General features: G+C 62.8%; 25 protein-coding genes. 17 read left to right on the plus strand and 8 right to left on the minus strand.

Annotated elements, in window-relative coordinates:
- Positions 1-2: 2 nt before the first annotated feature.
- Genes ACVMDN_RS12090 through ACVMDN_RS12100 form a run of 3 tightly spaced genes read left to right on the plus strand, consistent with a single transcriptional unit; the run spans position 3 to position 4,589 of the window.
- On the plus strand, positions 3-2,945 hold the full coding sequence (locus tag ACVMDN_RS12090; RefSeq protein ID WP_253640144.1) for a formate dehydrogenase subunit alpha: 2,943 nt from the start codon (positions 3-5) through the stop codon (positions 2,943-2,945).
- A gap of 13 nt (positions 2,946-2,958) precedes the next feature.
- Complete coding sequence (gene fdh3B, locus ACVMDN_RS12095) at positions 2,959-3,555, plus strand: formate dehydrogenase FDH3 subunit beta (protein ID WP_011088224.1); 597 nt, start codon at positions 2,959-2,961, stop codon at positions 3,553-3,555.
- Positions 3,556-3,596: 41 nt separating this feature from the next.
- The gene (locus ACVMDN_RS12100) at positions 3,597-4,589 is read left to right on the plus strand and encodes a formate dehydrogenase subunit gamma (protein ID WP_057017138.1); all 993 of its coding nucleotides are present in this window, start codon (positions 3,597-3,599) and stop codon (positions 4,587-4,589) included.
- Positions 4,590-4,619: 30 nt separating this feature from the next.
- On the opposite strand, the gene ACVMDN_RS12105 is transcribed toward ACVMDN_RS12100, so the two are convergent.
- On the minus strand, positions 4,620-4,742 hold the full coding sequence (locus ACVMDN_RS12105; protein ID WP_256520575.1) for a hypothetical protein: 123 nt from the start codon (positions 4,740-4,742) through the stop codon (positions 4,620-4,622).
- A 619-nt stretch (positions 4,743-5,361) separates the two neighbouring features.
- Between ACVMDN_RS12105 and ACVMDN_RS12110 the strand changes: the two genes are divergently transcribed.
- Entirely contained in the window at positions 5,362-6,006 is a 645-nt protein-coding gene (locus tag ACVMDN_RS12110; protein WP_141342514.1) for an ATP-dependent Clp protease proteolytic subunit, read from the plus strand.
- Between the two features lie 440 nt (positions 6,007-6,446).
- On the plus strand, positions 6,447-6,764 hold the full coding sequence (locus ACVMDN_RS12115) for a hypothetical protein (RefSeq protein ID WP_253640143.1): 318 nt from the start codon (positions 6,447-6,449) through the stop codon (positions 6,762-6,764).
- Positions 6,765-6,800: 36 nt separating this feature from the next.
- On the opposite strand, the gene ACVMDN_RS12120 is transcribed toward ACVMDN_RS12115, so the two are convergent.
- On the minus strand, positions 6,801-7,220 hold the full coding sequence (locus tag ACVMDN_RS12120) for a hypothetical protein (protein ID WP_057017141.1): 420 nt from the start codon (positions 7,218-7,220) through the stop codon (positions 6,801-6,803).
- 404 nt (positions 7,221-7,624) lie between these two features.
- On the opposite strand from ACVMDN_RS12120, the gene ACVMDN_RS12125 reads away from it, so the two are divergent.
- Both ACVMDN_RS12125 and ACVMDN_RS12130 read left to right on the plus strand, forming a co-directional pair.
- Positions 7,625-8,704 carry an AI-2E family transporter gene (locus tag ACVMDN_RS12125; protein ID WP_076826310.1) on the plus strand — a complete coding sequence of 360 codons (1,080 nt, stop codon included), beginning with the start codon at positions 7,625-7,627 and terminating at the stop codon, positions 8,702-8,704.
- A complete protein-coding gene (locus tag ACVMDN_RS12130) occupies positions 8,704-9,141 on the plus strand; it encodes a potassium channel family protein (RefSeq protein WP_038374727.1) in 438 nt (145 codons plus the stop codon). The genes ACVMDN_RS12125 and ACVMDN_RS12130 overlap by 1 nt, the downstream gene beginning before the upstream one ends.
- Positions 9,142-9,147: 6 nt before the next feature.
- Here ACVMDN_RS12130 and ACVMDN_RS12135 read toward each other — a convergent pair whose 3' ends face one another.
- A complete protein-coding gene (locus ACVMDN_RS12135; protein ID WP_057017143.1) occupies positions 9,148-9,816 on the minus strand; it encodes a helix-turn-helix domain-containing protein in 669 nt (222 codons plus the stop codon).
- A 407-nt stretch (positions 9,817-10,223) separates the two neighbouring features.
- Positions 10,224-10,499 carry a hypothetical protein gene (locus tag ACVMDN_RS12140; RefSeq protein WP_456814299.1) on the minus strand — a complete coding sequence of 92 codons (276 nt, stop codon included), beginning with the start codon at positions 10,497-10,499 and terminating at the stop codon, positions 10,224-10,226.
- Here ACVMDN_RS12140 and ACVMDN_RS12145 point away from each other — a divergent pair.
- The 3 genes from ACVMDN_RS12145 to ACVMDN_RS12155 all read left to right on the plus strand — a co-directional run bounded on the left by ACVMDN_RS12145 (position 10,482) and on the right by ACVMDN_RS12155 (position 13,207).
- On the plus strand, positions 10,482-11,912 hold the full coding sequence (locus ACVMDN_RS12145) for a sensor histidine kinase (protein ID WP_456814300.1): 1,431 nt from the start codon (positions 10,482-10,484) through the stop codon (positions 11,910-11,912). The two genes, ACVMDN_RS12140 and ACVMDN_RS12145, sit on opposite strands and share 18 nt — an antisense overlap.
- Positions 11,913-12,030: 118 nt before the next feature.
- Positions 12,031-12,663 (plus strand): response regulator transcription factor, encoded by a 633-nt coding sequence (locus ACVMDN_RS12150; RefSeq protein ID WP_253640141.1) that lies wholly within the window; start codon positions 12,031-12,033, stop codon positions 12,661-12,663.
- Between the two features lie 124 nt (positions 12,664-12,787).
- A complete protein-coding gene (locus ACVMDN_RS12155; protein ID WP_307720383.1) occupies positions 12,788-13,207 on the plus strand; it encodes a response regulator transcription factor in 420 nt (139 codons plus the stop codon).
- Between the two features lie 16 nt (positions 13,208-13,223).
- Here the strand turns inward: ACVMDN_RS12155 and ACVMDN_RS12160 are convergent, their stop codons facing one another.
- Both ACVMDN_RS12160 and ACVMDN_RS12165 read right to left on the minus strand, forming a co-directional pair.
- A complete protein-coding gene (locus tag ACVMDN_RS12160; RefSeq protein ID WP_310884898.1) occupies positions 13,224-13,805 on the minus strand; it encodes an invasion associated locus B family protein in 582 nt (193 codons plus the stop codon).
- Between the two features lie 27 nt (positions 13,806-13,832).
- Complete coding sequence (locus ACVMDN_RS12165) at positions 13,833-14,720, minus strand: alpha/beta hydrolase family protein (protein WP_076826319.1); 888 nt, start codon at positions 14,718-14,720, stop codon at positions 13,833-13,835.
- Between the two features lie 179 nt (positions 14,721-14,899).
- Here ACVMDN_RS12165 and ACVMDN_RS12170 point away from each other — a divergent pair, with 179 nt between their 5' ends.
- The 3 genes from ACVMDN_RS12170 (at position 14,900) to ACVMDN_RS12180 (ending at position 20,053) form a co-directional block, all read left to right on the plus strand.
- The gene (locus ACVMDN_RS12170) at positions 14,900-16,594 is read left to right on the plus strand and encodes a SulP family inorganic anion transporter (RefSeq protein WP_310884897.1); all 1,695 of its coding nucleotides are present in this window, start codon (positions 14,900-14,902) and stop codon (positions 16,592-16,594) included.
- A gap of 182 nt (positions 16,595-16,776) precedes the next feature.
- On the plus strand, positions 16,777-19,527 hold the full coding sequence (locus tag ACVMDN_RS12175) for a decarboxylase (RefSeq protein ID WP_456835191.1): 2,751 nt from the start codon (positions 16,777-16,779) through the stop codon (positions 19,525-19,527).
- Between the two features lie 91 nt (positions 19,528-19,618).
- A complete protein-coding gene (locus ACVMDN_RS12180) occupies positions 19,619-20,053 on the plus strand; it encodes a hypothetical protein (protein ID WP_057017289.1) in 435 nt (144 codons plus the stop codon).
- Between the two features lie 42 nt (positions 20,054-20,095).
- Here ACVMDN_RS12180 and ppk2 read toward each other — a convergent pair whose 3' ends face one another.
- The gene (gene ppk2, locus ACVMDN_RS12185; protein ID WP_057017150.1) at positions 20,096-20,896 is read right to left on the minus strand and encodes a polyphosphate kinase 2; all 801 of its coding nucleotides are present in this window, start codon (positions 20,894-20,896) and stop codon (positions 20,096-20,098) included.
- A gap of 22 nt (positions 20,897-20,918) precedes the next feature.
- A complete protein-coding gene (locus ACVMDN_RS12190; RefSeq protein WP_057017151.1) occupies positions 20,919-21,374 on the minus strand; it encodes a hypothetical protein in 456 nt (151 codons plus the stop codon).
- Between the two features lie 155 nt (positions 21,375-21,529).
- Between ACVMDN_RS12190 and ACVMDN_RS12195 the strand changes: the two genes are divergently transcribed.
- The 4 genes from ACVMDN_RS12195 (at position 21,530) to ACVMDN_RS12210 (ending at position 25,044) form a co-directional block, all read left to right on the plus strand.
- On the plus strand, positions 21,530-21,967 hold the full coding sequence (locus ACVMDN_RS12195; protein ID WP_194295332.1) for a hypothetical protein: 438 nt from the start codon (positions 21,530-21,532) through the stop codon (positions 21,965-21,967).
- Complete coding sequence (locus ACVMDN_RS12200; protein WP_456835190.1) at positions 21,960-23,192, plus strand: HlyD family secretion protein; 1,233 nt, start codon at positions 21,960-21,962, stop codon at positions 23,190-23,192. The genes ACVMDN_RS12195 and ACVMDN_RS12200 overlap by 8 nt, the downstream gene beginning before the upstream one ends.
- A 24-nt stretch (positions 23,193-23,216) precedes the next feature.
- Complete coding sequence (locus ACVMDN_RS12205) at positions 23,217-23,630, plus strand: hypothetical protein (protein WP_244558740.1); 414 nt, start codon at positions 23,217-23,219, stop codon at positions 23,628-23,630.
- Between the two features lie 103 nt (positions 23,631-23,733).
- Complete coding sequence (locus tag ACVMDN_RS12210) at positions 23,734-25,044, plus strand: TAXI family TRAP transporter solute-binding subunit (RefSeq protein ID WP_210262741.1); 1,311 nt, start codon at positions 23,734-23,736, stop codon at positions 25,042-25,044.
- Positions 25,045-25,140: the final 96 nt, after the last annotated feature.

Consider the following 25,140-nt stretch of genomic DNA (forward strand, 5'->3'; position numbering starts at 1 on the left):
CCGTGCTGATCAAGCGAACAAACCAGCGTTCCCTGCGCCAAGGCTCCGCCGCCAGCTCCCTTGCAGATCAGGCCGGTGGCCTCGACCGCCGCAGCTTCCTGCGCAAATCCGGTCTTGCCGGCGGCGCGCTTGCCGCATTCGGCAGCTTGCCGCTCGGCAGCGTGCGCAAGGCGGAAGCCGCGGCGGCCGGTCCGCTCACGGCGGGAGCGACCGTGCGCAAGAGCATCTGCACGCATTGCTCGGTTGGGTGCACGGTGACGGCCGAGGTCTTGAACGGGGTATGGATCGGCCAGGAGCCGAGCTGGGATTCTCCGATCAATCGCGGCTCGCATTGCGCCAAGGGCGCCTCCGTGCGTGAGCTCGTGCACAGCGAGCGGCGGCTGCGCTATCCGATGAAGCTGGTGGGCGGGCAGTGGACCCGCGTCTCCTGGGACACCGCGATCAATGAGATCGGCGACAAGATTCAGGCGGTACGTGAGAAGTCGGGTCCCGATTCCGTCTATTGGCTCGGCTCAGCCAAGATGACCAACGAAGGCGCCTACCTGTTCCGCAAGCTCGGCGCGTTCTGGGGCACCAACAATACCGATCACCAGGCCCGCATCTGCCATTCAACCACCGTCACCGGCGTCGCCAACACCTGGGGCTACGGCGCGATGACCAACAGCTACAATGACATCCGCAATGCGAAGACGCAGGTCATCCTGGGCGGCAATCCGGCCGAGGCGCATCCCGTCTCGCTGCAGCATCTGCTCGAGGGCAAGGAGCTGCAAAGGGCCAACTTCATCGTCATCGACCCGCGGCTGACGCGCACCGCCGCGCACGCGACCGAATATGTGCGGATGCGGCCGGGTACCGACATTCCGGTGCTCTACGGCATGATGTGGCACATCCTGCAGAACGGCTGGGAGGACAAGGAGTTCATCCGGCAGCGCGTCTACGGTTTCGACGACCTCAAGAAGGAGGTCGAGAAATGGCCTCCTGAGGAAGTCGAGCGCGTCACCGGCATTCCCGGCGAGCAGCTCAAGCGCGTCGCCAAGATGTTCGCCACCGAGAAGCCGGCAACGTTGATCTGGGCCATGGGCCAGACGCAGAAGACCGTCGGCACCGCCAATGTGCGGGCGAGCTGCATCGCGCTGCTGATGACCGGCAATGTCGGCAAGGCCGGCGCCGGCGCCAACATCTTCCGAGGCCACGACAACGTGCAGGGCGCGACCGATGTCGGGCTCGATATCGTCACGCTGCCGTTCTACTACGGCCTTGCCGAAGGCGCCTGGAAGCACTGGTCGCGGGTCTGGGAGGTCGACTATGACTTCCTGAAAACGCGGTTCGATTCCAAGCAGATCATGGAAACCCCCGGCATTCCGCTGACCCGCTGGTTCGAGGCGGTGACGTTGCCGAAGGAGCAGGTTGCGCAGAAGGACAACGTGAAGGCGGTGTTCGTGCAGGGACACGCCTCCAACAGCATCACCCGTATCCCTGAATCCCTCAACGGCCTGAAGGCGCTCGAGCTGCTCGTCATCGCCGATCCGCATCCGACGACCTGGGCCTCGCTCGCGGTCGAGGCGGGACGCACCGAAGGCGTCTACATTCTCCCGGTCGCCACCCAGTTCGAGTGCAAGGGGTCGCGCGTCGCTTCCAACCGCTCGCTGCAATGGGGCGAGCAGATCGTGAATCCGATCTTCGAGTCGAAGGACGATCTCGAAATCATCTATCTGATGGCGAAGAAGCTCGGCTTCGCCGATCAGATGTTCAAGAAGATCAAGGTCGAGAACAACCTGCCCGAGGCCGAGGACGTGCTGCGCGAGATGAACCGCGGTAGCTGGTCGACCGGCTATTGCGGACAATCGCCCGAGCGCCTCAAGGCGCACATGAAGAACCAGGCGAAGTTCGACATGCTGACGATGCGGGCGCCAAAGGATGATCCCGAGGTTGGCGGCGACTATTACGGCCTGCCTTGGCCGTGCTGGGGATCACCCGAGGTCAGGCACCCCGGCACGCCACTGCTCTACAACACCAATCTGCACGTGATGGACGGCGGCGGCACGTTCCGGCCGCGGTTCGGCGTCGAGCGTGAGGAGAAGCTGCCGGACGGCACGACGCGGAAGGTAAGCCTGCTCGCGGACGGCTCGTATTCGTTGGGGTCGGGAATCCAGGATGGCTATCCGGAATTCACGCTGGCGAGCCTGAAGAAGCTCGGCTGGGACAGCGAGCTCACCGAAGCGGAAATGGCCGTGATCAACAAGATCAATCCGGCCAATCCGGACACGGTGTCGTGGTCGCTCGATCTGTCGGGCGGCATTCAGCGCGTCGCGCTGGCGCACGGCTGCGTACCCTACGGCAACGGCAAGGCGCGCATGAATGCCTTCGGCTTGCCGGATCCGATCCCGGTTCACCGCGAGCCGATCTATACGCCACGCGTCGATCTCGTCGCCAAATACCCGACGCTGCCCGACGCCAAGCAGTTCCGGATGCCCAATATCGGATTCTCGGTGCAGAAGGCCGCGGTGGAGAAGGGCATTGCAAAGCAGTTTCCGCTCATCCTCTCGTCCGGCCGTCTGGTCGAATATGAGGGCGGCGGCGAGGAGACGCGCACAAACCCGTGGCTCGCCGAGTTGCAGCAGGACATGTTCATCGAGATCAACCCTGTTGATGCCGCCGATCGCGGTGTCAAGGACGGCGGCTGGGTCTGGGTCACCGGCGCCGAGAACAATTCCAGGGCAAGGATGAAGGCGCTCGTCACCGAGCGGGTCGGCAAGGGCGTCGCCTGGATGCCCTTCCATTTCGGCGGCTGGCTTGCGGGCAAGGATCTTCGCGGCAACTACCCGAAGGGCACCGATCCGATCGTGCTCGGCGAAAGCGCGAACACGATCACCACCTACGGATACGATCCCGCGACGGGCATGCAGGAGCCCAAGGTCACTCTCTGCCAGATCGCGGCGGCATAAGGGAGCAACGACGATGGCACGTATGAAGTTTCTCTGCGACGCCGACCGTTGCATCGAGTGCAACGCCTGCGTTACGGCCTGCAAGAACGAGCACGAGGTGCCTTGGGGCATCAACCGCCGCCGGGTCGTCACCATCGCCGACGGCAAGCCGGGCGAACGCTCGGTCTCGATGGCCTGCATGCACTGTACGGACGCGCCCTGTGCGGCGGTGTGCCCGGTGAATTGTTTCTATACCACCGCCGACGGCGTGGTTCTGCACTCCAAGGATCTCTGCATCGGCTGCGGCTACTGCTTCTACGCCTGTCCGTTCGGCGCGCCGCAATATCCGAAGGTCGGCAATTTCGGCTCGCGCGGAAAAATGGACAAATGCACCTATTGTGCCGGCGGTCCCGAGGCCGATGGCAGCAAGGAAGAGTACGAGAAATACGGCGCGAACCGGCTTGCCGAAGGCAAGCTGCCGCTGTGCGCGGAGATGTGCTCGACCAAGTCGCTGCTCGCCGGCGACGGCGAGATCATTGCCCAGATCTATAAAGAGCGCGTGCTGAAGCGCGGCTACGGCTCAGGCGCATGGGGCTGGAAGACCGCCTATCGCGAGACGATCGAGTCCTGACGACGACCTGGCGCGGGTCGCGTCGATATCGGGAGGACCTTATGGCGTGTTTTGCACGATGTGTTCGGCTCGTCATTGGCGTGGCTGGACTCCTGCTGCTCGTCTCCGCGGCTTCCCCGTCCGTAGCCCAGCAGGTCAACCCGACCGCAAGCGCGGTCAAGGAGCAACAGCTCCTGCAGGAACTGAACCGGGTGCAGGGACGCGTCAGCATACCCGACCAGCGCTCGGGCGTTCTCGAACAGCCGGCCGGCCGTGAATGGCGCGAGTTCCGGAACGTGACGCTGCGCTGGATCGGCGGCATCGCCATTCTTGGCATGCTCGCGGCGCTGGTCATCTTCTATCTCAGCCGCGGGATGGTGCGGCTGCAGAGCGGTCGTTCCGGCCGGACCATCGTGCGCTTTTCCGCATTCGAGCGCTTCGTGCACTGGATGACGGCGACTTGCTTCATCATTCTGGCGATCTCGGGGTTGAACGTCACTTTTGGACGTCCATTGCTGCTGCCGTTGATCGGCCACGAAGCGTTTTCCGAATGGTCGCAATGGGCGAAATATGTTCACAACTATCTCAGCTTCCCGTTCACCATCGGCGTCGTGCTGATCTTCCTGATGTGGATCGCCGGCAATATCCCGAACAAGGCGGATGTCGACTGGATCAAGCGCGGCGGCGGCATCGTCGGGCACGATCATCCGCCGGCCTATCGTTTCAACGCCGGCCAGAAGGCGATCTACTGGATCGTGGTCATCGGCGGAGGTCTGGTGGCAGCGACGGGATATGCGCTGATGTTCCCCTTCTACCTGTCAGGCATCGAAGGGATGCAGCTCGCGCAGATCGTCCACTCCATCGTAGCGATGCTCTTCACGGCAGTGATGTTGGCGCACATCTATATTGGAACGATCGGCATGGAAGGCGCGTTCGAGGCGATGGGAAGCGGCACCGTCGATGTCAATTGGGCCAGGGAGCACCACAGCCTCTGGCTGGAAGAGGAGAATGCGCGCGATGCTCGACCCCAGCCCTCCGTCACCGCGGCGGAGTAGGGGGGCGCGCAGCCGTTGAACGCGAACTTGCTACAGCCGTACGCCCGTCGTTGCAAAGGCCTGTGCGACCGGTTCTTGCACCCGGTTTAGCGCCAGGGCCCCGAATGCCGACACGACGACGGCGGCCACGCAGGCGAGCAAGAAGACTTTCATTGTCGTTCTCCCAAATCGATCGGGATGCAGTGGGAGTTTACACAAGATGACGCGTCGCGGACAGCGTTGTCCGGCGCGTGTGGGCGGCCATCGCTCAAGCCATGGGGCGCAAGCGGCGGCTTTCGGGACGCTGCACCATCGAGACGCCGCATCCCGCGTTAGGTTGCCTTGGCGACCAGCAGGTCGCGTGGAGCGTGGATTGATCGCGCATGTCGAGCTTTAATGGGATTCCTCAGGCGGTCCGGTCCCCTCAAGGATCGGGGGCAAAAAGAAAGAAATGAAATGAATGACTTAAGGTAGAGATTGTCGGTGACCCCGATGCTGGATTGGACTGGCTGATCCCAGGGTCACGGTAGATGATGTGTGCTCTCGGCACAGAGCGTGCGCTTCTAGACGTCAAAATGGCGCTCCCGCCTGCGCGCTTGCTGAATTGGGTTTGATTCAGATCAACCCACGATGCGCGTCGATGCTCTGTCTATCGTGTGAGGTACCGGGTCCAATGGGGAGCGCCGTGGCAGCCTGGAAGCACGCTTTGAGGGTCCTCCGCGCGACATTTATCGATGGCGACGCAAACAGCCGGAGCGCCACGCATGGGTCGATGCGGATTGCAGGATGCGTTTTGAGCATCGCGGTCGTGCTGACCTCGACGAACTGTCTCGCGATGGAGTTTTCCCGTGTCCAGGGGTGCTTTGGAGATGTCTTGAAGCTCAGTGGAGATATCAGGGATGGGGACTTTGTCCGCTTTCGCGGATATCTGGCGACTGAGCGTCGGGTCGTTGGCCTCGATCTCGATTCCCGAGGTGGGTCACTCTACGAAGGCTTCCGAATCGCCATGCTCGCGCACCAGAGGCAAATCGCCAGTTACGTTTCCGGAGAATGCGACTCGGCATGCGCTTTCATTTTCCTGGCGAGCAGGAAGCGTTATGTGGCGCCAAATGCCAAGATCGGCGTCCATTCGGTTTCCAATTTACACGGCAACGAGGACAGTCGAACGATTCGTGACACGATCAAGCTTGCGAGGTTGTCGGCCAAGCTCCGTATTCCTCCGTCGGCCATCGGCAGGATGGTCATGACTCCGCCGGGAAAGATCTCCTATTTGAACAAGGAGGAACTCGCTTCGCTGAAGGTCATGGAGCGGAATCCGTTTGATCGCACGGCGACCGCGGAATCAAGGAGTGGCTCCATGTGCGGCGCGGCGCCCTCGAAGAGCGCGTCGGAGGAGCAACGTCCGATGCGGAACGCCGCCGGCTCGAAGGGAAGCTAGGGCGCTGGTTGAGCGGGCTTTGGCGCCGAACCGGCTCGTATAGCCCAATTGGGTCAGTCAAGCCGTCGCACGTGACCCTGACTGCTTGGCACAAGCTGCACTGGTCTCTCCATTCCACCGCGATCTACAATCGCAGCCATGGGGTATACCAGCGACAGATTTCGGCGAGTGCGTGGCGCAAGCCAGCCGGCTGGCGCTCGCAATTGGCTGCGTCGCTGGCTTGAAGAGGCCGACGGCGATATTGCCTTCAAGGTCGTGGTCGTGACGGCCGGGATGCTGTCGACCGCGGCGATCGCCTTTGGATTGCTATCGTCCTGAGCGCGCCTCTTGTTTGCCGCGCGTGATGCTGGAATTGTCGTTCTGAGGTGCTCCGCCCGTGAAGCTCTGACAAGATGAGATATCGTCTTCAGCACGACACGGATCATTCCCGGCGGCAATGAATGCACTTCGAATTAGCTGAAAAATCGAGCGGACGTCGAGACCGTCTGGCGGCCAAGTTGGGCGTCGGGACCTGCGCCGCGACCTTCCTGTTTTGCTGCGCGCAACAGACGGCCGCGCTGCCGCTGACGCCTTTCCGCTATGAAGCCCAGGCTCAGCGGCATTGCCCCGGCGATAGCGTGGTCTGGCTCGATTTTCGGCGCGGACGCTACTACCTCAAAGGGCAAAGCCGCTATGCCAGGGGCTTCGATGGCGGCTTCGTGTGCAGGAATGAAGCGCGCGAGAGCGGCTATCGGCGTTCGCTGCTCGGCCTTCGGTGACATCACCGAAGGCCGGCCTGTCACGTAAAGCCGGCACTACCATCCGTCATAGTAGCGTGGCCGAGCGTAATAGCCGTAGCCTCCGCCCGGCGGGCAATAGTCGTAGCCATAGCCGCCGCCATAGCCGTATCCACCGCCATAGTAGGGATACCCGCCATAGTAGGCCGAGCTTGCGATGGCTCCGCCAACGATCGCACCGGCGGCTGCAGCGCCCCAGCCTCGATAGCCCCATCCACGATAGCCTCCCCAGCCGCCGGTGCCGCGCCAACCGCGATAGCCCCAGCCGCCGCCGCGCCAGCCGCCCCAGCCGCCCCAGCGCACCTGAAGGGCGGTGTTGCTCTCGACCATGCCCTTCATGGCCGCGACGTTGGTCGGCAACGGGGCCGCCTGGCTCGCGCCAATGCCGACCATGCTCGCAAGCAGGATCAAGGCCGGCAGGGTCTTGGTGTTCTTCATGACGTCCTCCACATCGGGGTGACACAGGCAGTCGCGACCGAAAGGCAGCCAAATCGAGAGCGGCTTTCCGATCCATGAGGACGCCGAGCCTGTCAGCCGCGGCCGGCCCGAAGCTTGATTTGAATCAAAGTGGCAAGAGGGCGGTGCGGACGATTGATCCTGCGCCTGGGACAATTGCCGCGGATAGGCAGGACGCCGCCTGATGGGGCGCGATCGCGCTCGTGATCCCGAGCGCGAATGCATCCCGGCGAAGTCGGAGCGGCCCCCGATTCCTGCCCCCGAACCGGGCCGCTTCCTCGGTGAAAGTCCGGACGCGTCACGCTTGATCTGAATCAAGCCGTGCGCAGCAAGGCGATGGCATCGCTTCCCGCGTAGCTGCTGATGCTCGATTCGAAAGCACGCTCTTGAAAACCCTTCGCCAGCTCGTGACCGGAGACGAGTTCGTCCAGCTCGCAATTCGCCTCGGATTGCTGGCACTGTTGATCTACTGGTCGTTCGTTCTGGTCAGCCCGTTCGTGCCGATCCTGGCCTGGAGCGTCGTGCTCGCGGTCGCGCTCTATCCCGTCTTCACCTGGCTCGCAGCAATGCTCGGCGGCCATACCGGCGTCGCGGCGCTCGTGCTGACCTTGATCTCTCTGGGAGTCGTCATCGGGCCGGCGACCTGGCTCGGAATTGGAGCGGTAGAGGGGGTGAGGGAGCTCGCCGAACAACTCGGCGCCGGCCACGTTGTCGTGCCGTCGCCGCCGCCCGAGATCAAGGATTGGCCGCTGATCGGCGGCCCACTCCATGAGATCTGGGATCGGGCGTCGACCAATCTGCGTGCCGTGCTGCGCGAGGTCGTGCCGCAACTGAAGCCGTTGGCCGGGACCCTGTTTGCATTTGCCAGCGATGCCGGGATCGGGATGCTGAAGTTTCTGCTGGCGGTCGTCGTGGCAGGGTTTCTGTTTCCCTATGGCTTGCAGCTTGCGGCGGCGTGCCGGAGCTTCCTGTCCCGCATCGTGCCGGAGCAGAGCGAGCACTTCCTCGACCTTGCAGGTGCGACCATCCGGGCGGTTTCCCGCGGCGTCATCGGCGTCGCCGTCCTGCAATCGCTGCTGGCCGGCATTGGCTTCAAGCTGGCGGGGATCCCGAGCGCGGGGCTGCTGGCGTTTGTCGTGATGCTGCTCGCGATCGTGCAGATCGGGGCGGCAATTGTGCTGTTTCCGGTCATCATCTGGCTATGGTCGGCCAAGGATTTCACGACCGCACTCGCCCTCACGTTCTTCTTCCTGGTCGTCGGCGTCCTCGACAATGTGCTGAAGCCGCTGGTGATGGGGCGGGGCCTGACCACGCCGGCGCTCGTCATCTTTGTCGGCGTGATCGGCGGCACGCTTGCCCACGGCATCGTGGGCCTGTTCATCGGTCCAATCATTCTCGCGGTCGCCTGGGAATTGCTCACGGCATGGATCCGGGACGACCGCGCCCGGCTGGCGGGAGAGCGATAATGCTGTTTCAGCTCCTCGTGGGATCGGCGGTGAGCGCGATCAATATCGCGATCCATTCGCTGTGGACCGTCGCGGCGATCGGGTTGCTTCGCAACGTTGCCTTGAGCGCGGCCGGCCGGGCGGGGCTACAGCTCAGCGGCGTGATGGTCGCAACCGCGCTTGCGCTGATGCTGGCTCACACGCTCGAGATCGTGGTGTGGAGCCTGGCCTATTGGGTGCTCGGCGCCGCGCCCGCCGGCAGCAATCTGCTGTATTTCGCCTTTGTGAACTACACCACGCTCGGCTATGGCGACGTCATCCCGGTCAAGCAGTGGCTGTTGATCGGACCGATGGCGGCCATGAACGGCATTCTCATGTTCGGGTGGTCGACCGCGGTCTTGTTCGAGGTGTTGCAAAAGACCATCGAGCGCCAGGCGGCGCTGACGAAATCTCCCTGACGTCGGCTAGTTGTCCAGCCTGGACAGCTGGTCGCGGTCGACCAGCATGATCTCGCGCTGGTTCGAGCCAAGGAAGTTGAGCGCGCCATAGGCGTGCAGCTTGGATAGCGCACGTGACACGGTTTCGAGCGTCAGTCCGAGATAGTCGGCAATATCACGCCGGCACATCGGCAAGGCGACGACGCCGACTCCGGTCAGCCGGCGATCCATTTCGAGCAGAAAAGCCGCAACCCGCTCCAATGCGGTCTTGCGGCCGAGTAGCAGCATGTGCTCCTCGGCATGCCGCAGGTTGCTGGTCGTCATGACCAGCAGGTTGCGAGCCAGGGCGAAATCGGAGTCGGCCACGCGTTCGAGGCTGATCCGCCTGATCAGGTGCACGTTCGTGTCGACGATGGCTTCCGCGGTAAAGCGATGGGTTTCGGCATTCTCGAGGCCGAAAATATCCCCGACGAGGTGAAAGGCACCGATCTGGCGGCGTCCGTCGGAAAGCAGCTTGTAGCTGCGGACCGCCCCCGAAACGACCTGGTAGACGTACTCTGCCGGCTCCTTCTCCCCGTAGATCTCGGTGCCTTTCCTGTAGTGGAATTCGCTGGTGATGCAGTTGGCGTGCCGGACGGTCAACCCACCGAGGATGCTCGGCACATTGGCCGGTCTGACATTGACGCGAGCGAACATGGACTAACTCTCTCGGGTAACGACTGGTGCAGCGTCCGCGGCGGCTCGAAATGCTTGTCCCGCGCGCAATGACTACGACGGAGTCCGGCCGGTCTCTATTGGTCTTGAGGTCATTGTCCTAAAGGACAGGGTGCGCGAAATGCGGCAATTTGTTCGTAAATTGGTGCGCACAGTCTTAGATTACTTTTCAATTTTCTCGGCGACAACCGGGTGCTAGGTTTTGAACCCGTTGGTCTCCGGCTCCGAACGTTATGGGCAGTGCAATTCGGCTCTCTGGCCTGATCATCCTGCTGGCTGCTTTGTTGGCACCGGCTGATCTCCGGGCGCAACAAACGCGCCCGCATTCCATGCTGGTGCTGGACCAATCCGATCGACGTGGCCCCTTCTACTACCAGGTGTTCGTTGGCCTAAGGGATGCGGTGAGCGCTCACGGGCACGCGCCGACCACCGTCTACACCGAAAGCCTCGATCTCAATCGCTTCGGCGGCGAGGCCTATCAGGAGGATTTCCGGCGATTCCTCGAGGCGAAATATCGCGATCGGCCGATCGGCGTGGTGGTCACCATTGGCGCGGCTGCGCTTGAGCTTGCGCTCCGCTGGCGCCCTCAGCTCTGGCCCGACACGCCGATCGTGTTTTCGCTGGTCGAAGAGGCTGATTTCAAGCGATTGCAGCCGCCGGCCCATGTTACCGGCGGCATCGTGAACTTGAAACTCAAGGATGCCGTCACGGCTGCCCGCGCCATGATGCCAGGCCTCAAGACTGTCGTGCTGGTTGGCGCGGACTGGGACCGGCAAGTTCTGTTTCGCAATTGGAAAGACCAGGCAGCGGCCGGCATTCCGGGCCTCGACATCATCGAGATCATCGGACGTCCGATGCCCGAGATCGTTGAGCGGGTCGCGGCGCTCCCCGATCATAGCGCGATCATCTACACGGGCCTCTATAGCGACGGCAAAGGCAACTATTATCCGCCGTCGGATGCCCTCACATTTGTCGCGGCAAGAGCCAATCGTCCGATTGTCGTCGCCGCGGAGACCTTCCTCGGGGCGGGCGGCATCGGCGGATTCGTCATAGTTCCGTCGCTGATCGGTGCCGAGGCTGCGGGAAGGGCGCTGCGCATTCTGGATGGCGAGGCGCCCGAAGGCCTGCCACCGTCGGTCATCGATGCGGTGAAGCCGATCTTCAACTGGCGGCAGATGCAGCATTGGGACGTCAGCGAAGCCAGTCTGCCAAAAGGTAGCGAAATTCGCTTCCGTGAGCCATCCTTCCTGGAAAAATATCGTTGGCGGGCCGTTGCGCTGGCAGTGGCGCTGCTGGTTCAAACCGCGCTGATTGCGTTCCTGCTCCACGAGCGTCACATGCGGCGCAGTGCCGAGGTCGAAGCCCGCAGTCGCCTGTCCGAGCTCGCCCATATCAATCGGCAGGCGACTGCCGGAGAACTCTCGTCCTCGATCGCCCATGAGCTCAACCAGCCGCTGGGCTCGATCCTGACCAATGCCGAGAGCGCGGAGCTGATCCTCGCTTCGCCGACGCCCGACCTTCAGGAGGTGCGGGAAATCATTTCGGACATCAAGCGCGATGACCTGCGTGCAAGCGAGGTGATCCGCAGGATGCGCAGCCTGCTCAAGCGTGCGCCATTTGAGAAGAAGGAGATCGACCTCAACCAGACCATGCGGGAAGCATTTGATTTCCTCAAGCTGCAGGCCTCGGCGCGCAACGTCGCAATCTATCTGCAGACCTCACCGCAGACTCTGCGGGTGAAGGGCGATCCGGTGCAGTTGCAGCAGGTCATTCTCAACCTCGTGGTCAATAGCATGGACGCGATGGCCAAAATGCCCTACGGGCGCACCATCATCGGTCGTACGGAGGTCAATGGGGACGCATCGGCGGTGATTTCCATCAGCGATTCCGGGCCGGGAATTCCGCAGGACAGGCTGAACGATATCTTCGATCCGTTTTTCACCACAAAGGAGCAGGGCATGGGCATCGGCCTGTCCATCGCACGGACGATCGTTCTGGCGCATAGCGGCAAGCTCTGGGCCGAGAATCAGTCCGGAGGAGGGGCGGTATTCCACCTTTCGCTGCCGCTGGCCGCGTAGCGCGTTTGGGTCTTGTTTGCCGGAGTGCAAGGTTCGATTTACGACGAACGCAGCATTTTCAGATCGCCGCTGATGGACATTCTACAGGTAGCGGCGATCACCCGGCGATGGAGCAGCAATGCACGCTTACGTGCACATAGTCGACGACGACGCCTCGTTTCGCGCAGCGCTGGAGCGTCGGCTCAAGCTCGCAGGCTATCGCGTCGTCACCTACGCGTCGGCCCGGGAATTGCTCGACCAATTGCCTGACGACGAAGGGACCGGCTGTATTCTGCTGGACGTTCGCATTCCCGGAATGAGTGGTCCGGAGTTGCAGCGTCGTCTCAACGAGCTGGGGTCGACGCTCCCGATCGTATTCCTGACCGGACATGCCGACACGGCGACCACCGTCCAGGCGATCAAGGCAGGTGCCGAAGATTTTTTGACCAAGCCGATCGCGTCGGAGCAGCTGATCGAGGCGATCAATCGCGCCCTTGCGCGGCACGAGCTGGCCCGCGGCCGGCGAACCAGGCTCGATTCGCTGCGCGCGCTGCTGGCGAAGCTGACCCCGCGCGAGCGGCAGGTGTTCGATCTGATTGTGTGCGGCCGGATCAACAAGCAGATTGCTCACGAGCTTGGCACGACCGAACGCACGATCAAGGCGCATCGTCACCAGGTCATGGAGAAGATGCAGGTGCAGTCGCTTGCCGAGCTGGTTTCGATCGCCGAGCAGCTCGGCACGCGCGCGTCCGGTGGCGAGGTCAAGGCTTGATCGGCCGGGCAGCTCTGCCCCTCCTGTCCCATGGTACAATATGAAAGCTCTGTGACGCGGCGTATCTCCGATCTTGGCCGCGAGAATATTGCGCGCCGGTAGCCGCTTGACGTGTCCATTATCCATGCGTGGGCGAAGGTCATTCAGCGATAGGGTGAGGCTTCAGGATTTGCCGACCGCGAAACTCGTTTTCGTTGTGGATGATAATCCTTCCATGCTTCGTGGAATCGGACGTCTGCTGCGGGCGTGCGGATTTGCATCCAGGCTATTCGAGACCGGCGGTGCGTTACTGAGACATGGCAGCTTTGACAGCGCGGTCTGTCTGATATTGGACATCAATCTCAGCGATGGGTCCGGGATCGAACTGCGGCACCGCCTGGCGGATCAGGGCATCGAAATCCCCGTCATCTACATCACCGGAAATGACAATCCGGCGACGCGCATGGCGGCAACGGCATCGGGATGCGTGGCCTATCTGACCAAGCCATTCACTGCCAATTCGCTGATCCAGCCGATTGAACGGCTGTTGGCCGGCGTGGCCTAGCGGTTGCCGGTCTCGATCATTCATCGATCACTTGATCGAGCGTCAGCGCAGGCGCGCCCTTGCGCGTGCTTGCAAAGCGGTCGAGCGGCACCGATGTCGTCATCGTCAAAATGCTGGTGTCGACGACCTCGATCGAGAGCGTCTTTCCGCCATCCATGTCCTCGAGAAGCTTGGGATCGGCGACATCGGCCGCGATGCACATGTTGGTCGCGCACCAGGTGTAGGGCAGCCGATGAACCGCCTTCTGGTCGACCGATAGCTTGACGCCGGCTTGTAGATACATCCCGACCGGCAGGAATAGCTGGACGCGGCTGCTGCCGTCCTCTCGCTCGATCAGATCGAGGCGAACGGCCGTCTGCCCGGTGGGGAAGGTGCCGGTGATCGTCGTCCGGCATAGTGTCTTGGCGCCGGCGGCGTTGAAGCAGACCTTTCGCCACTCGCCATACTTGATGTCCCGCACCGGCTGACGTGCCCCCCGCGGGGCCACCTCGCCACCGTCCTTCGTTGCAGCCGGTGGTGAGGGCGTCTGTTGAGCGTGGGCAGCACTGATGCAGGCCGCAAACAGCATCAACTTGGCCAAGGCACCATATCGGACCATGGATGTTCCTCCAGCGGGAACGGCCGCCTAGCGAACCTTGTCGAGAAATCGTTCGACCAAAGGCGACCACGTGGGAATGGAATCGGGAGAGCCGATCAGGAAATGCCCTTCGTCACCGAACGGCGGCAAAAGATGGTACTCGGCACGACCGCCGGCGCGCGTGAAGGCTTCGTGCATTCGCTTCGACAGGGCCGGGCCGAAGAATGTGTCGTTCTCGATATAGAACCACAGCATCGGCACCCGCGACGTATGGCCGAACATGCCGGTGGCCTCGACCAGTCTGTCGGGGCCGCAATTGTTGTTGGGTTTGCCGTCGACACGGCCGCCGCGGCCTGCCGCGAAGGTGATGATGGCCTTGACTTGCGGCGGGTTGAGGCTCGACAGCGCGATCGCAGCCCAGCCGCCGGCCGACTGTCCGACGACGATGACGTCCTTCGGCAAGGTGCGCTTTTCGGCGGCCATGTAATCAATGATCCAGAGATCGACCTGCGCGACGGCCAGGCCCGCATCGAGGAAATTCGGATTGGTGCATTTGCCGATCTTGGAGAAGAACGGGCCATAAAGACCGCGTTCGGGAATATCGATGGCCGCCGCGCCATAGCCGGTCCCGACCGGTGCCACCACGAGATAGCCGCGCCGTGCGAACCACATTGCGGCATCGCGAAATTCGACCAGCGGGAAGAAGCTGCGATCCCTGGCATTCAGTGACACGCCGTGGTTCATGATGACCAGTGGGAAAGGGCCATCGCCGAGCGGACGGACCAGATAAGCGAACATCGGCAGCGGGGTAGGCAGCGCCCAGATCTCTTCCTGGATGCGCTGGGACGTGTCTTGGTCCTCCGCGCGCGCCGGAGCGATCAGGCCAAGCAACAGCAGCGCTGCGGTTGCGAGGGTCCGTAAGCGGTGCTGACGCATGCCATGCGCTCCGGCAGTCATCTGGCAAATCTGCAGGTCACGACGATCGAGCCGCGCGACGATCGAGCCGCGCAAGATCAGAAGCACATTTGAGCACTTCGAGGCTTGATCTGAATCAACGCGCATCGGGCCCGCCGGCGCAACCACATGCGACCATTGTTCGTCATACGGCGGGCTTGATGTCGATCCAGGCAGAGACGAGTTGGATGCGCTGGTTTCCGCCGGCGAACTGGCTCGCCGACTACCGGGCATCCGGGCTCGGGGCGGACGCAATCGCCGGGGTCACGCTGGCAGCCTACGCGATCCCGGTGTCGCTGGCCTATGCGGGGCTCGCGGGTCTGCCGCCGCAGATCGGCGTCTATGGCTATCTGCTCGGCGGCGTGGGCTACGCCCTGCTGGGCTCGTCCCGGCAGCTCGCGGTCGGACCCACGTCGGCGATCTCGCTGATGATCGCCGGCGCTGTCGGCATATTGGCCGGCGGCGACGCCACCCGTTACGGGCAGATTGCCAGCCTCGTGGCTTTCAGCGTTGCTGTGCTCTGCCTGATTGCCTGGCTGTTCAAGCTCAGCCTGCTGGTGCGGCTGATCAGCGACAGTATTCTGGTGGGCTTCAAGGCCGGAGCGGGGCTCACCATCATCATGAGCCAGCTGCCCAGCCTGTTCGGCGTCGCTGGAGGCGGCCACAACTTCTTCGACCGCGTGATCAAGCTTGCCGGCCAGCTCGGTGATACCAGGCCGCTGGTGCTCGGCGTCGGCCTGACTGCGACGGTGCTGCTCCTGCTCGGCGAGAAGAGACTGCCCGGAAAACCCATTGGGCTGGCAGTGGTCGCGCTGTCCATCCTCGCGGCCACTGCATTCGGGCTCGCAGAATTGGGACTGCCGGTGACCGGTCCGATCCCGACCGGGTTGCCGACGATGTCGTTACCGACATTTGGTCTGCTCGAATTTGACGATCTCTTTCCGATCGCTGCCGGATGCCTCGTGCTGGCCTATGTGGAAGGGGTGTCTGCCGCGCGCAGCTTTGCGGCAAAGCATGGCTACCCGCTGGATGTCAGACAGGAGTTTCTGGGACTCGGCGCGGCCAATCTCGCCGTAGCCTTCGGGCATGGCTATCCGGTTGCCGGCGGGTTGTCGCAGTCGGCCGTGAATGACGCCGCCGGCGCACGCACGCCGCTGGCGCTGGTGTTCTGTTCGGCAACCCTCGCGCTCTGCCTGCTGTTCTTCACGGGCCTCTTGACCAATCTGCCGAAGACCGTGCTCGCCGCGATCGTTTTCTCAGCCGTCTACAAATTGGTCGATATTGCGGCGCTCGCCAGAATGTGGCGGATCAGCCGAATCGATTTCTATGCCGCAATCATCGCCGTGGTGTCCGTGCTGTTCCTCGGGATATTGCAGGGCGTGCTGCTGGCGGCCGTCGCCTCGATCTTCCTGCTGCTGTTGCGGGCGTCGCAGCCCAATATCGCGTTTCTGGGCCGTCAAGCCGGCAGTGGGCGCTATTCCGACCGGGCGCGACACAATGACGTCGAGCCCTTGACCGGGATCATCGCGTTCCGCCCGGAGACCTCGCTGCTTTATGTCAATGCCGAGACGATCTTCGAAACGGTGCTGGCGGCGCTTCGGATGTCGCCCGACGTCAGGCTGGTGGCCTGTGACCTGTCGGCCTCTCCGTTCATCGACCTTGCGGGCTCGCGTATGCTGCACGACCTTCATCAGGAGCTCGCATCGCGCCAGATCACATTCTGCATTGTGGGCGCGCACGCGCAGTTGCGGGATCTGCTTCGGGCGGATGGTCTTGCGGACAAGACCGACAGCGGTGACTGGACGCGTACGCTCGACAGCGTATTGAGCAACAGGAAGCCGGAGGCAAGCATCTAGCGTGCGCGGCCGCATGGACGCCGCCGCATTCCAGCCTTGTTGCGTCGCAAGACGTCGCGATCAGGCGCGCTTGGGGGCTGTCTTAATCCAGCTTGCAGCTTGACTTGGATCAAAGGCGCAATGGGCCCGGTTTGTACGATTGGACAGAACCAGCGCTGAGATCACGAGATCGGGAGACACTCATGGCCAACGAGGCGAAGCCGGCACAGCAGCGCATCGACCAGTTCTTCTCCGGGCCCGGCGGACGTGCCGACAATTGGCGCGATCTGGTCGAGGCCGCGAAGGTGTGGAGCAGGGGCGGCGACCGTGCGGCGTATGACGCGGCGCTGACGGCGCTTGCGGTGACGGAGGAGTTTCACGGCTATCCGGGCCTTCGTTTGATGGCGGCGTTGAAGGAAGCCGCGGCGGCGGGCGACGCCGCCACCTCGCATATGCTTGCGACGCGGATCGCCCAGGCGCTTCAGACAAAATCCTTCCGCCAGCATGCAGGTGACTGGAGCACGCAGGACGAGGGCAATGGCGACGTTCCCGACCTGCTCCCGCCAACTCTCGGACAATCGGGGGCGCGCCGTCCTTACTTCGAGACCCTGATCGTGACCGGGGTGCCGGCCAGCAACTGGCCCGGGCTCCTGGCGGAATGGCGCAAGCTGCGGCGTCCGGTCGACGCCTTCATCTATGAGCCCGTGGTCGTGGGCAACCTCGAGGACGCCTTCTGTGCGGCAATGCTGAATCCCAATATTGCGGCGGCGGTGATCAATGAAGGCTTCGGGCTGCGCTCGCGCCACGATGCGCCGGTGCTTCGCGCCATGACCGGCGCCATGGGGCTGAACGACGAGTCCGATGCGTCCGCGCTACGGTTGGCCCATATCCTGAAGCGGGTCCGTCCCGAGCTTGACCTCTACCTCATGTCGAACCGCGACGTCGAGGAGTTGGCCGGCAATCCCGAAGCCGATGTGGTGCGCCGGGTGTTCTACTCCGTCGAGGATATCCTCGAACTGCACCTTTCAATTCTGGAGGGCGTGCAGGATCGCTTCGACACGCCGTTCTTCGACAATCTGAAGAAATATGCGCAGCGGCCGATCGGCACCTTCCACGCGCTGCCGATCGCGCGCGGCAAGTCCGTGTTCAAGTCGGACTGGATCCGCGACATGGGCGAATTCTACGGGCTGAACCTGTTCCTTGCCGAAAGCAGCGCGACCACCGGCGGCCTCGACAGCATGCTGGAGCCGACCGGCAACATCAAGAAGGCGCAGGAGAAGGCCGCGCGCGCGCTCGGCGCCGACCGCGTCTACTTCGTGACCAACGGCACCTCGACATCCAACAAGATGGCGGTGCAGGCGCTGCTGGGTCCCGGCGACATCGCAATCGTCGACCGCAATTGCCACAAGTCGCACCACTACGGCATGGTGCTGGCCGGCGCGCAGCCGCTCTACGTTGAGGCATTCCCGATGACGGAATACTCGATGTATGGCGCGGTGCCACTGCAGACGATCAAGCAGGCGCTTCTGAACGCGAAGGCGGATGGCCGGCTCGACCGGGTCAAGATGATCGACCTGACCAATTGCACCTTCGACGGTCACATCTACAACACGCGGCGGGTGATGGAGGAATGCCTCGCGATCAAGCCTGACCTGATCTTCCTCTGGGACGAGGCCTGGTTCGGCTTCGCGCGGTTTTCACCGTTCCTGAGGCGGCGAACCGCGATGGGCGCGGCGAACGAGATCGAAGCCTGGATGCGTGATCCCAGGTCGGTCGCCGCCTATGAGAAACAGCAGGCCGAGCTCGGCAAGAATCCGTCCGACGAGGTTCTGCTCAAGACCAGGCTGATCCCCGATCCGCGCCAGATCCGGCTGCGCGTCTACCAGACCAACTCGACGCACAAGTCGATGTCGGCGATCCGCCAGGGCTCGATGCTGGCGGTCAAGGACATCGAATTCCACACCGTCGAAGCGCAGTTCAAGGAGGCCGTATTCACGCACGCCTCGACCAGCCCGAACCAGCAGCTGATCGCCAGCCTCGACGTCTCGCGCCGGCAGATGGAGCTCGAGGGCTATGGACTGGTGGCCAATGCCATGGAGATCGCGTTCGCTATCCGCAACGCGGTCAACACCAATCCGCTGATTTCGAGATATTTCCGCGTTCTCGGCGCGGATGCCATGGTGCCGAAGCAATACCGCCAGAGCGGATTCACCGACTATCTGGCGGCCGGGACCAACTGGGCGAGCGCCCTGAAGAGCCTGAACGACGACGAGTTCTGCCTCGATCCGACCCGCATGACGCTGGTCTGCGGCACGGCCGGGTACGACGGAACGTCGTTCAAGGGGCTGCTCGCCAGCCGCTACAACATCCAGGTCAACAAGACCTCGCGCAACTCGGTCCTGATCCAGTCCAACATCAACAATACGCGGAGCGACGTCGCGCATCTCGTCCGGGTGCTGGCCGAAATCTCCGGTGAAATCGATCGCGGCCTGGCCAAGGGCGGCACGAACGCCAGGGTCGACTTTGACATGCGGGTCAACAGCCTGATGAAGGACGTCCCCGACCTGCCGAACTTCTCGCATTTCCACGACGCCTATCGCGGCGATGCCGGCACGAAGACGAATGAGGGCGACATCCGCGGCGGGTTCTATTCTGCCTATGACGCAGCAGGATGCGAATATATTCGCCTGCACGATCCCGAGATCGACAGGCGTCTGAAGAACGGGCCCGCTCTCGTCTCCGCCAACTTCGTGATTCCCTATCCGCCGGGCTTCCCGATCATGGTCCCTGGCCAGGTTATCACGCAGGAGACCATCGATTTCATGCGCAAGCTGGATGTGAAGGAGATCCATGGCTACGACGCGGCCGAGGGCTTGAAGCTGGTGACGACCGAGGCATTGGGCAGGATGGGCAAGCCGCGAGCGGCCGCGCCGAAGTTCAAGGCTGCATCATAGACGAAGGAGATTCCGCAAGGCATCTTCGCATTCTTGCGGCGATGAGTCTTGCGCAACGAGGCGTAACGCAACCGGTTCCTGGAGGGACATGATGAGGAAAGTGAGTTTGATCGGAGCTCTCGCAATGCTGGCCATTGGATTGGCCGGCTTCAGCACGCCGTCGCTGGCTGAAACCGGCTCGGTCGCCGTCATCTTCACCAAGGGTGGATTCATCGTTGGTGTCGGAGGCGGCGAGGGCGTCTTGACGCTGCGCGGCAAGCACTATCCGTTCACGGTGTCGGGCATGAGCGTCGGCTTCACGATCGGCGCCTCGACCACCAAGCTGGTCGGGCGCGCCCTCAATCTCAGAGGGCCTGCCTCGATCGAAGGCTCCTACAGCGCGGCAGGCGCCGGTGGGGCGATCGCCGCGGGCGCCGGCGGCGTGCAGCTTCAGAACGCCAATGGCGTGATCCTGCAGCTCAGCGGCCCGAAGGTCGGCGCCGAAGTCTCGGCCGCCGTGGGCGGGGTTTCCATCCGCTTGAAGTAGGTCCAAGGGAGGCCGGCCGCGCGCCCTGCGCGGCCTGTCCTCTCAGTAGCGTTCCTCGACGAACTTCATTCCGCGCAGTCCGGCCTGATCGTTGTAGCGACCCTTGTTGGAGCGCTTGGGGAGCTTGACCTTGTCGCGCTTGACCCGTCCGTGAGGAATTGTCTTCAGCAGGAACGAGATGCAATTCAGCCGCGCCCGCCGCTTGTCGTCGGAACGGATGACGTTCCAGGGCGCGTGCTTCGAGCTCGTCGCCTTGAACATCAGGTCGCGCGCGCGGGAGTAATCATACCAGCGGCGATAGGATTCCGTGTCCATCGGGCTCAGCTTCCATTGCCGCATCGGATCGTCGATCCGCGCCCTGAAGCGGCGCTCCTGCTCCTCCATCCCGACCTCGAGCCACAGCTTGATCAGGATGATGCCGCCCTCGATGATGTATTGCTCCATCTGCGGGCAGAGGGAAAGGAATCGCTTGTGCTCCGCCGGCGTGCAGAACCCCATCACATATTCGACGCCCGCGCGATTGTACCAGCTGCGATCGAAGATCACGATCTCGCCGGCCGCCGGAAACTGCTGCATGTAGCGCTGGATGAAGAGCTGGGACTTCTCACGATCCGAGGGCGCGGGCAGGGCGACCACGCGAAACACGCGCGGGCTGACCTTCTCGGTCAGGGCCTTGATCGTTCCGCCCTTGCCGGCCGCATCGCGTCCCTCGAACAGGATGATGACCCTGAGCTTGTTCGCCTGTACCCAATCCTGGAGCTGGCAGAGCTGGGCCTGCAGCTTCTGCAGCTCTTCCTCATAGTCCTTGCGCTTCATCTTCTCGGTCGGCTTGTCTTTCGCCATGGATATCCGTCCATCGTTTCAACTAATCACCCCAGGCAATGACAATGCCGATGTCGCCGGGCATGCCGCCGGGGTAATCAACGATCTGATAGCGGATGCGGTAGCCGCGCGGCTGCAAGTAGTCGGCCCAGAGCTGGTATATTTCCTTAGGGATACCCGTCAGCGTCTTCTCCCAGCCGGCCTCCATCTGATTGATCGCTCGCCCCTTGTCGGAGCACAGCGAGTTTGGGAAGCGATAGACCTGGACCTCGCTCAAGCCATTGCGCACCGCCCGCTGAATCACCGTCGACGCCAGCTTGACCTTCTCGTCCTCGGTAAGCCCCGAGGGCTTGCTCAGCCGCTCGATCAACGCGCGCTTCTCGGCTTCGATAGCAGCCGCACGCTTGGCATGCTCCTCGGCCTTCTCCGCTTCCTTGAGCGCTGCCTGCTTCTGGATCTCGTGCGCCTTCGGGATCAGGTCATCGATCTTGTTTCGCATGGCTGGGGACTCCTAACCCGATCTTCCACCTTGCCCCCGGAACGGTAGGGATGAGCCGACCGGCTTCCTTGATCCAGATCAAGCAAGCGCGATAGGATCGTCAGCAGTGTCGATCAGGATTCGCCTGCGGTGTTATTGCGACCGGGAGACTTGGCTTGAGCGAACAGATGCATCCGGCGGCCCCCCATCATCTGCCGTTTTTCATTCCCGGCGCCGACGGGTCGGACACCCTGATGGTGGTGATGGGCATTTTCCTCGTAGCCACCGTCTTGTGGGTTGGCACTCTGTACTGGAAGCTGCACAGCCTGCCGGAGCGCATGGCGCACAAGAGCCAGAAACTTCAGTTTGAGATCGTCGCCGTTCTCGGCTTGATATCGCTTTTCACCCACATGCATATCTTCTGGGTCGCCGGCCTGTTGCTGGCACTCATCGACCTGCCGGATTTCGGCACGCCGATGCGCAGCATCGCAGATTCCGTCGAGCGCATAGCCGACGCCACGCCGGGCGCTGCCGAACCGGTAGCCGAATCCGGACCTGGCGGCGGTCCCGATGTCCGGACGCCCGCGAAGCAAGAGGTGCACAACCATGCTTGAGCTGATGATCTGCTCGCTGGTGACGATCCTGCCGGATTACCTCCACCGCCGCTATCGGCAAGGCAAGCGGTTCGGCAAGGAGATCACGTTCTTCTCTGTCTGGTATGAACTGAGATGGGGGATCACCGGCTGCCTGATGCTCACGATCTCGCTGATCACGATGATCTTCTACTTTCATCCCTCGACAACCTCGGCGGCGATCTACTTCAGGACCGTGCCGATCCTGCCCGAAGGCTCCGGACGTGTCGTCGAGGTCAATGTCGGCTTCACCGCGCCGGTGAAGAAGGGGGACGTTCTGTTCCGGCTCGACAGTTCGAAGCAGGAGGCCGCGCTCGAGACCGCCAAGCGAAAGATCGCCGAGGTGGATGCGTCGTTGATCGCGGCGCAGGCCGACGTCGTAAAGGCGGACGCGCAGATCGGGGAGGCGAAGGCCTCCTTGCAGCAGGCCAAGGACGAGCTGGAGGTGAAGAGCGAGTTGCAGCGCCGCAATCCCGGCATCGTGCCGCAACGTGACATCGAGAAGCTGCAGGTGCTGGTTGATCAGCGGCAGTCCGGCGTCGATGCCGCCAGCGCCGCCAGGGAGTCGGCGACGTTGCGCGTCTCCACGCTGTTGCCGGCCGAGAAGGCGAGCGCCGAGGCTGCGCGGGCGCAGGCGCAAGTGGATCTCGACAAGACCTTCGTCCGTGCCGGCGTCGATGGCCGCGTCGAGCAATTCCTCGTTCGCCCCGGGGACCTCGTCGCCCAGATCATGCGGCCGGCCGGAATCCTGATACCGGACGAAGCGGGCCGCAACAGGTTGCAGGCGGGATTCGGGCAGATCGAGGCCCAGGTGATGAAGCCCGGCATGGTCGCGGAAGCCACCTGCATGTCGAAACCCTGGGTGATCATTCCACTGGTCGTCACCAGCGTGCAGGATTTCATCGCCGCCGGCCAGTTTCGGGCCAGCGAGCTGTTGATCGACCCGCAGAATCTGCAACAGCCTGGTTCGATCCTCGTGTTCCTCGAGCCGCTCTACAAGGGCGGCCTTGACGGCGTGACGCCGGGCAGCACTTGCATCGTCAATGCCTACACCAGCAACCATGACGAGATTTCCGATCCGAAAACCGGGGCGTTGAAAGGCTTTGCCCTGCATGCCGTCGACGCGACTGGACTCGTTCATGCATTGCTGCTTCGGATTCAAGCTCTGCTGCTGCCGATCAAGACGCTGGTGTTAAGCGGTCACTGACGGGCGCGAACGGGGAGACACCATATGAAACCGGACTCTAAGTTTCGCGCAATCGTGGCGACGGGCATGATCTTCGGATTGCCGGGTTACGCGCAGGCTTTCGATCTCACGGGTGCCTGGGCCACGAGCGCCGAGCAATGCCGAAAGGTGTTCGCCCACAAGGGCAGGGCGAACCAGCTGACCTTCACGAACTTCTCAGGCGTCTATGGCGGCGGATTCATCGCCGAGCCCGATCGCCTCCGGAGCAAGTTCGAGAACTGTAAGATCAAATCGCGCAAGGACGACGGCCAGACCATCAACATCATCGTCGGTTGTGCGTCCGGAATCATGGTATCGAATGTGCAGTTCTTCCTTAAGGCGGTCGACGACGATACCATTACGCGCCAATTCCCGGGCATCGAGGGGATGGAGGTCAACTATCATCGTTGCAAGATCTAGAGGCATCTGCTCCCCGCGCTGGCTCAGCGCCGCCGAACCGTTGTCGGCTGGCGCCGAACCGATCGAGTGATGCGCCGTGGATCCCAGCAGGTTGCCGAGGTCATTGCGCATCGCCCTGGTGGCCGGCCTTGTGCTTTTGGCGGGGGGTGCAAGCCTGTTTGCCTATCGCTGGTACGAGCGGCCGACGACCCTGACGATCGCGGTTGGGTCGCTGGACGGCGAGGCCGGGAGGCTGGTCTCGGCGATCGCAGGAAAGTTCGCCCAATCGAAAGCACCAGTCCGGCTCAGCCTGGTCCAGACGCCGGGACCGCTTGAGTCCGCCAAGGCATTCGCGTCCGGAAAGGTGGACCTCGCGGTCGTCCGTGGAGACGTCGGCGATCTATCGCAGGCCCAGGCCGTGATCGTGTTGGCCCACGCCACCGTCCTGTTGGTCGCGCCGCCCGGCGCTGCGATATCTGACGTGGCGGAGTTGAAACGCGTCGCGATCGGTGTGATCGGCGCCGAAGCCAATCAGAAGCTGATCAAGGTGCTGACCGACGAATACGATCTGACGCGCGCGGGCGTGACGTTCAAGCCGCTCGCCCCCGCGGATGCGCGCCGGGCGCTCGACACCAAGGAGGTACGGGCGATCCTGCTCGTCATGCCTTTGACTGAAAAATATCTTTCGCTGCTGCGCAATGTCTTCGCGCGCACCACGCGAGCCGGCCCGGTGATGATCGCCATCGAGTCCGCCGGAGCGATCGCCGAGAAAGAGCGCGCCTACGAAAGCTTCGACGTACCCAAGGGAACCCTGCGCGGCTCGCCGCCTGTTCCTGCTGATGACCTGACGACGCTCCAGACGTCGTTTTATTTGGTAGCACAGAAGAAGCTTGGGAATGACGTGATCAGCGACCTGACGCAGTCGATCATGAACGCGCGGCGAGAGTTGCTCGCCGAACTGCCGGCGCTCTCCCAGATCGCTACGCCTGATACCGACGCGGGCGCCTACATTCCCGTGCATCCCGGGGCGGCTGCGGTCTATGAGGGGACCAGGGAGAGCTTTCTCGATCAATGGGGCAATGCGATCTTCCTGGCGCCGATGATCGCAGGCGGGCTTGCGTCGGTGCTCGCGGCGGCGTGGAAATTTCTCCGCTCGAGCGAGGCACCGAGCCGGAAGGAGGCGCTCGACACGCTTTATGCACTGGCAGGGCGAATTCGGATGGCCAGGCGTGTGTCGGATCTCGAAGAGATCGAGCGCGAAATCGATCAGGTGCTGCGTACGCAGCGCGAGCAGCCGGTCGCGGACGACAAGGCCGAGCGCGCTGTCACGGCGGTGAACGTTGCGGCCCATCGGCTCGAGAACCTGATTCACGACCGCCGCATCCACCTTGCGTCGCGACAGCCGGGCCAGGCCGGAAGCCAGGTCGAAAGCTGAGTCGAAAGCTGAGCCGAAGGACAGTTTCCTTGATCTCGATCAAGGAGGGGAGGGGATCGTGGCCGATGCTGTCGACTGTTGGTGTCGATGGAGGTC

The organism is Bradyrhizobium sp. USDA 4510 (assembly GCF_054059095.1).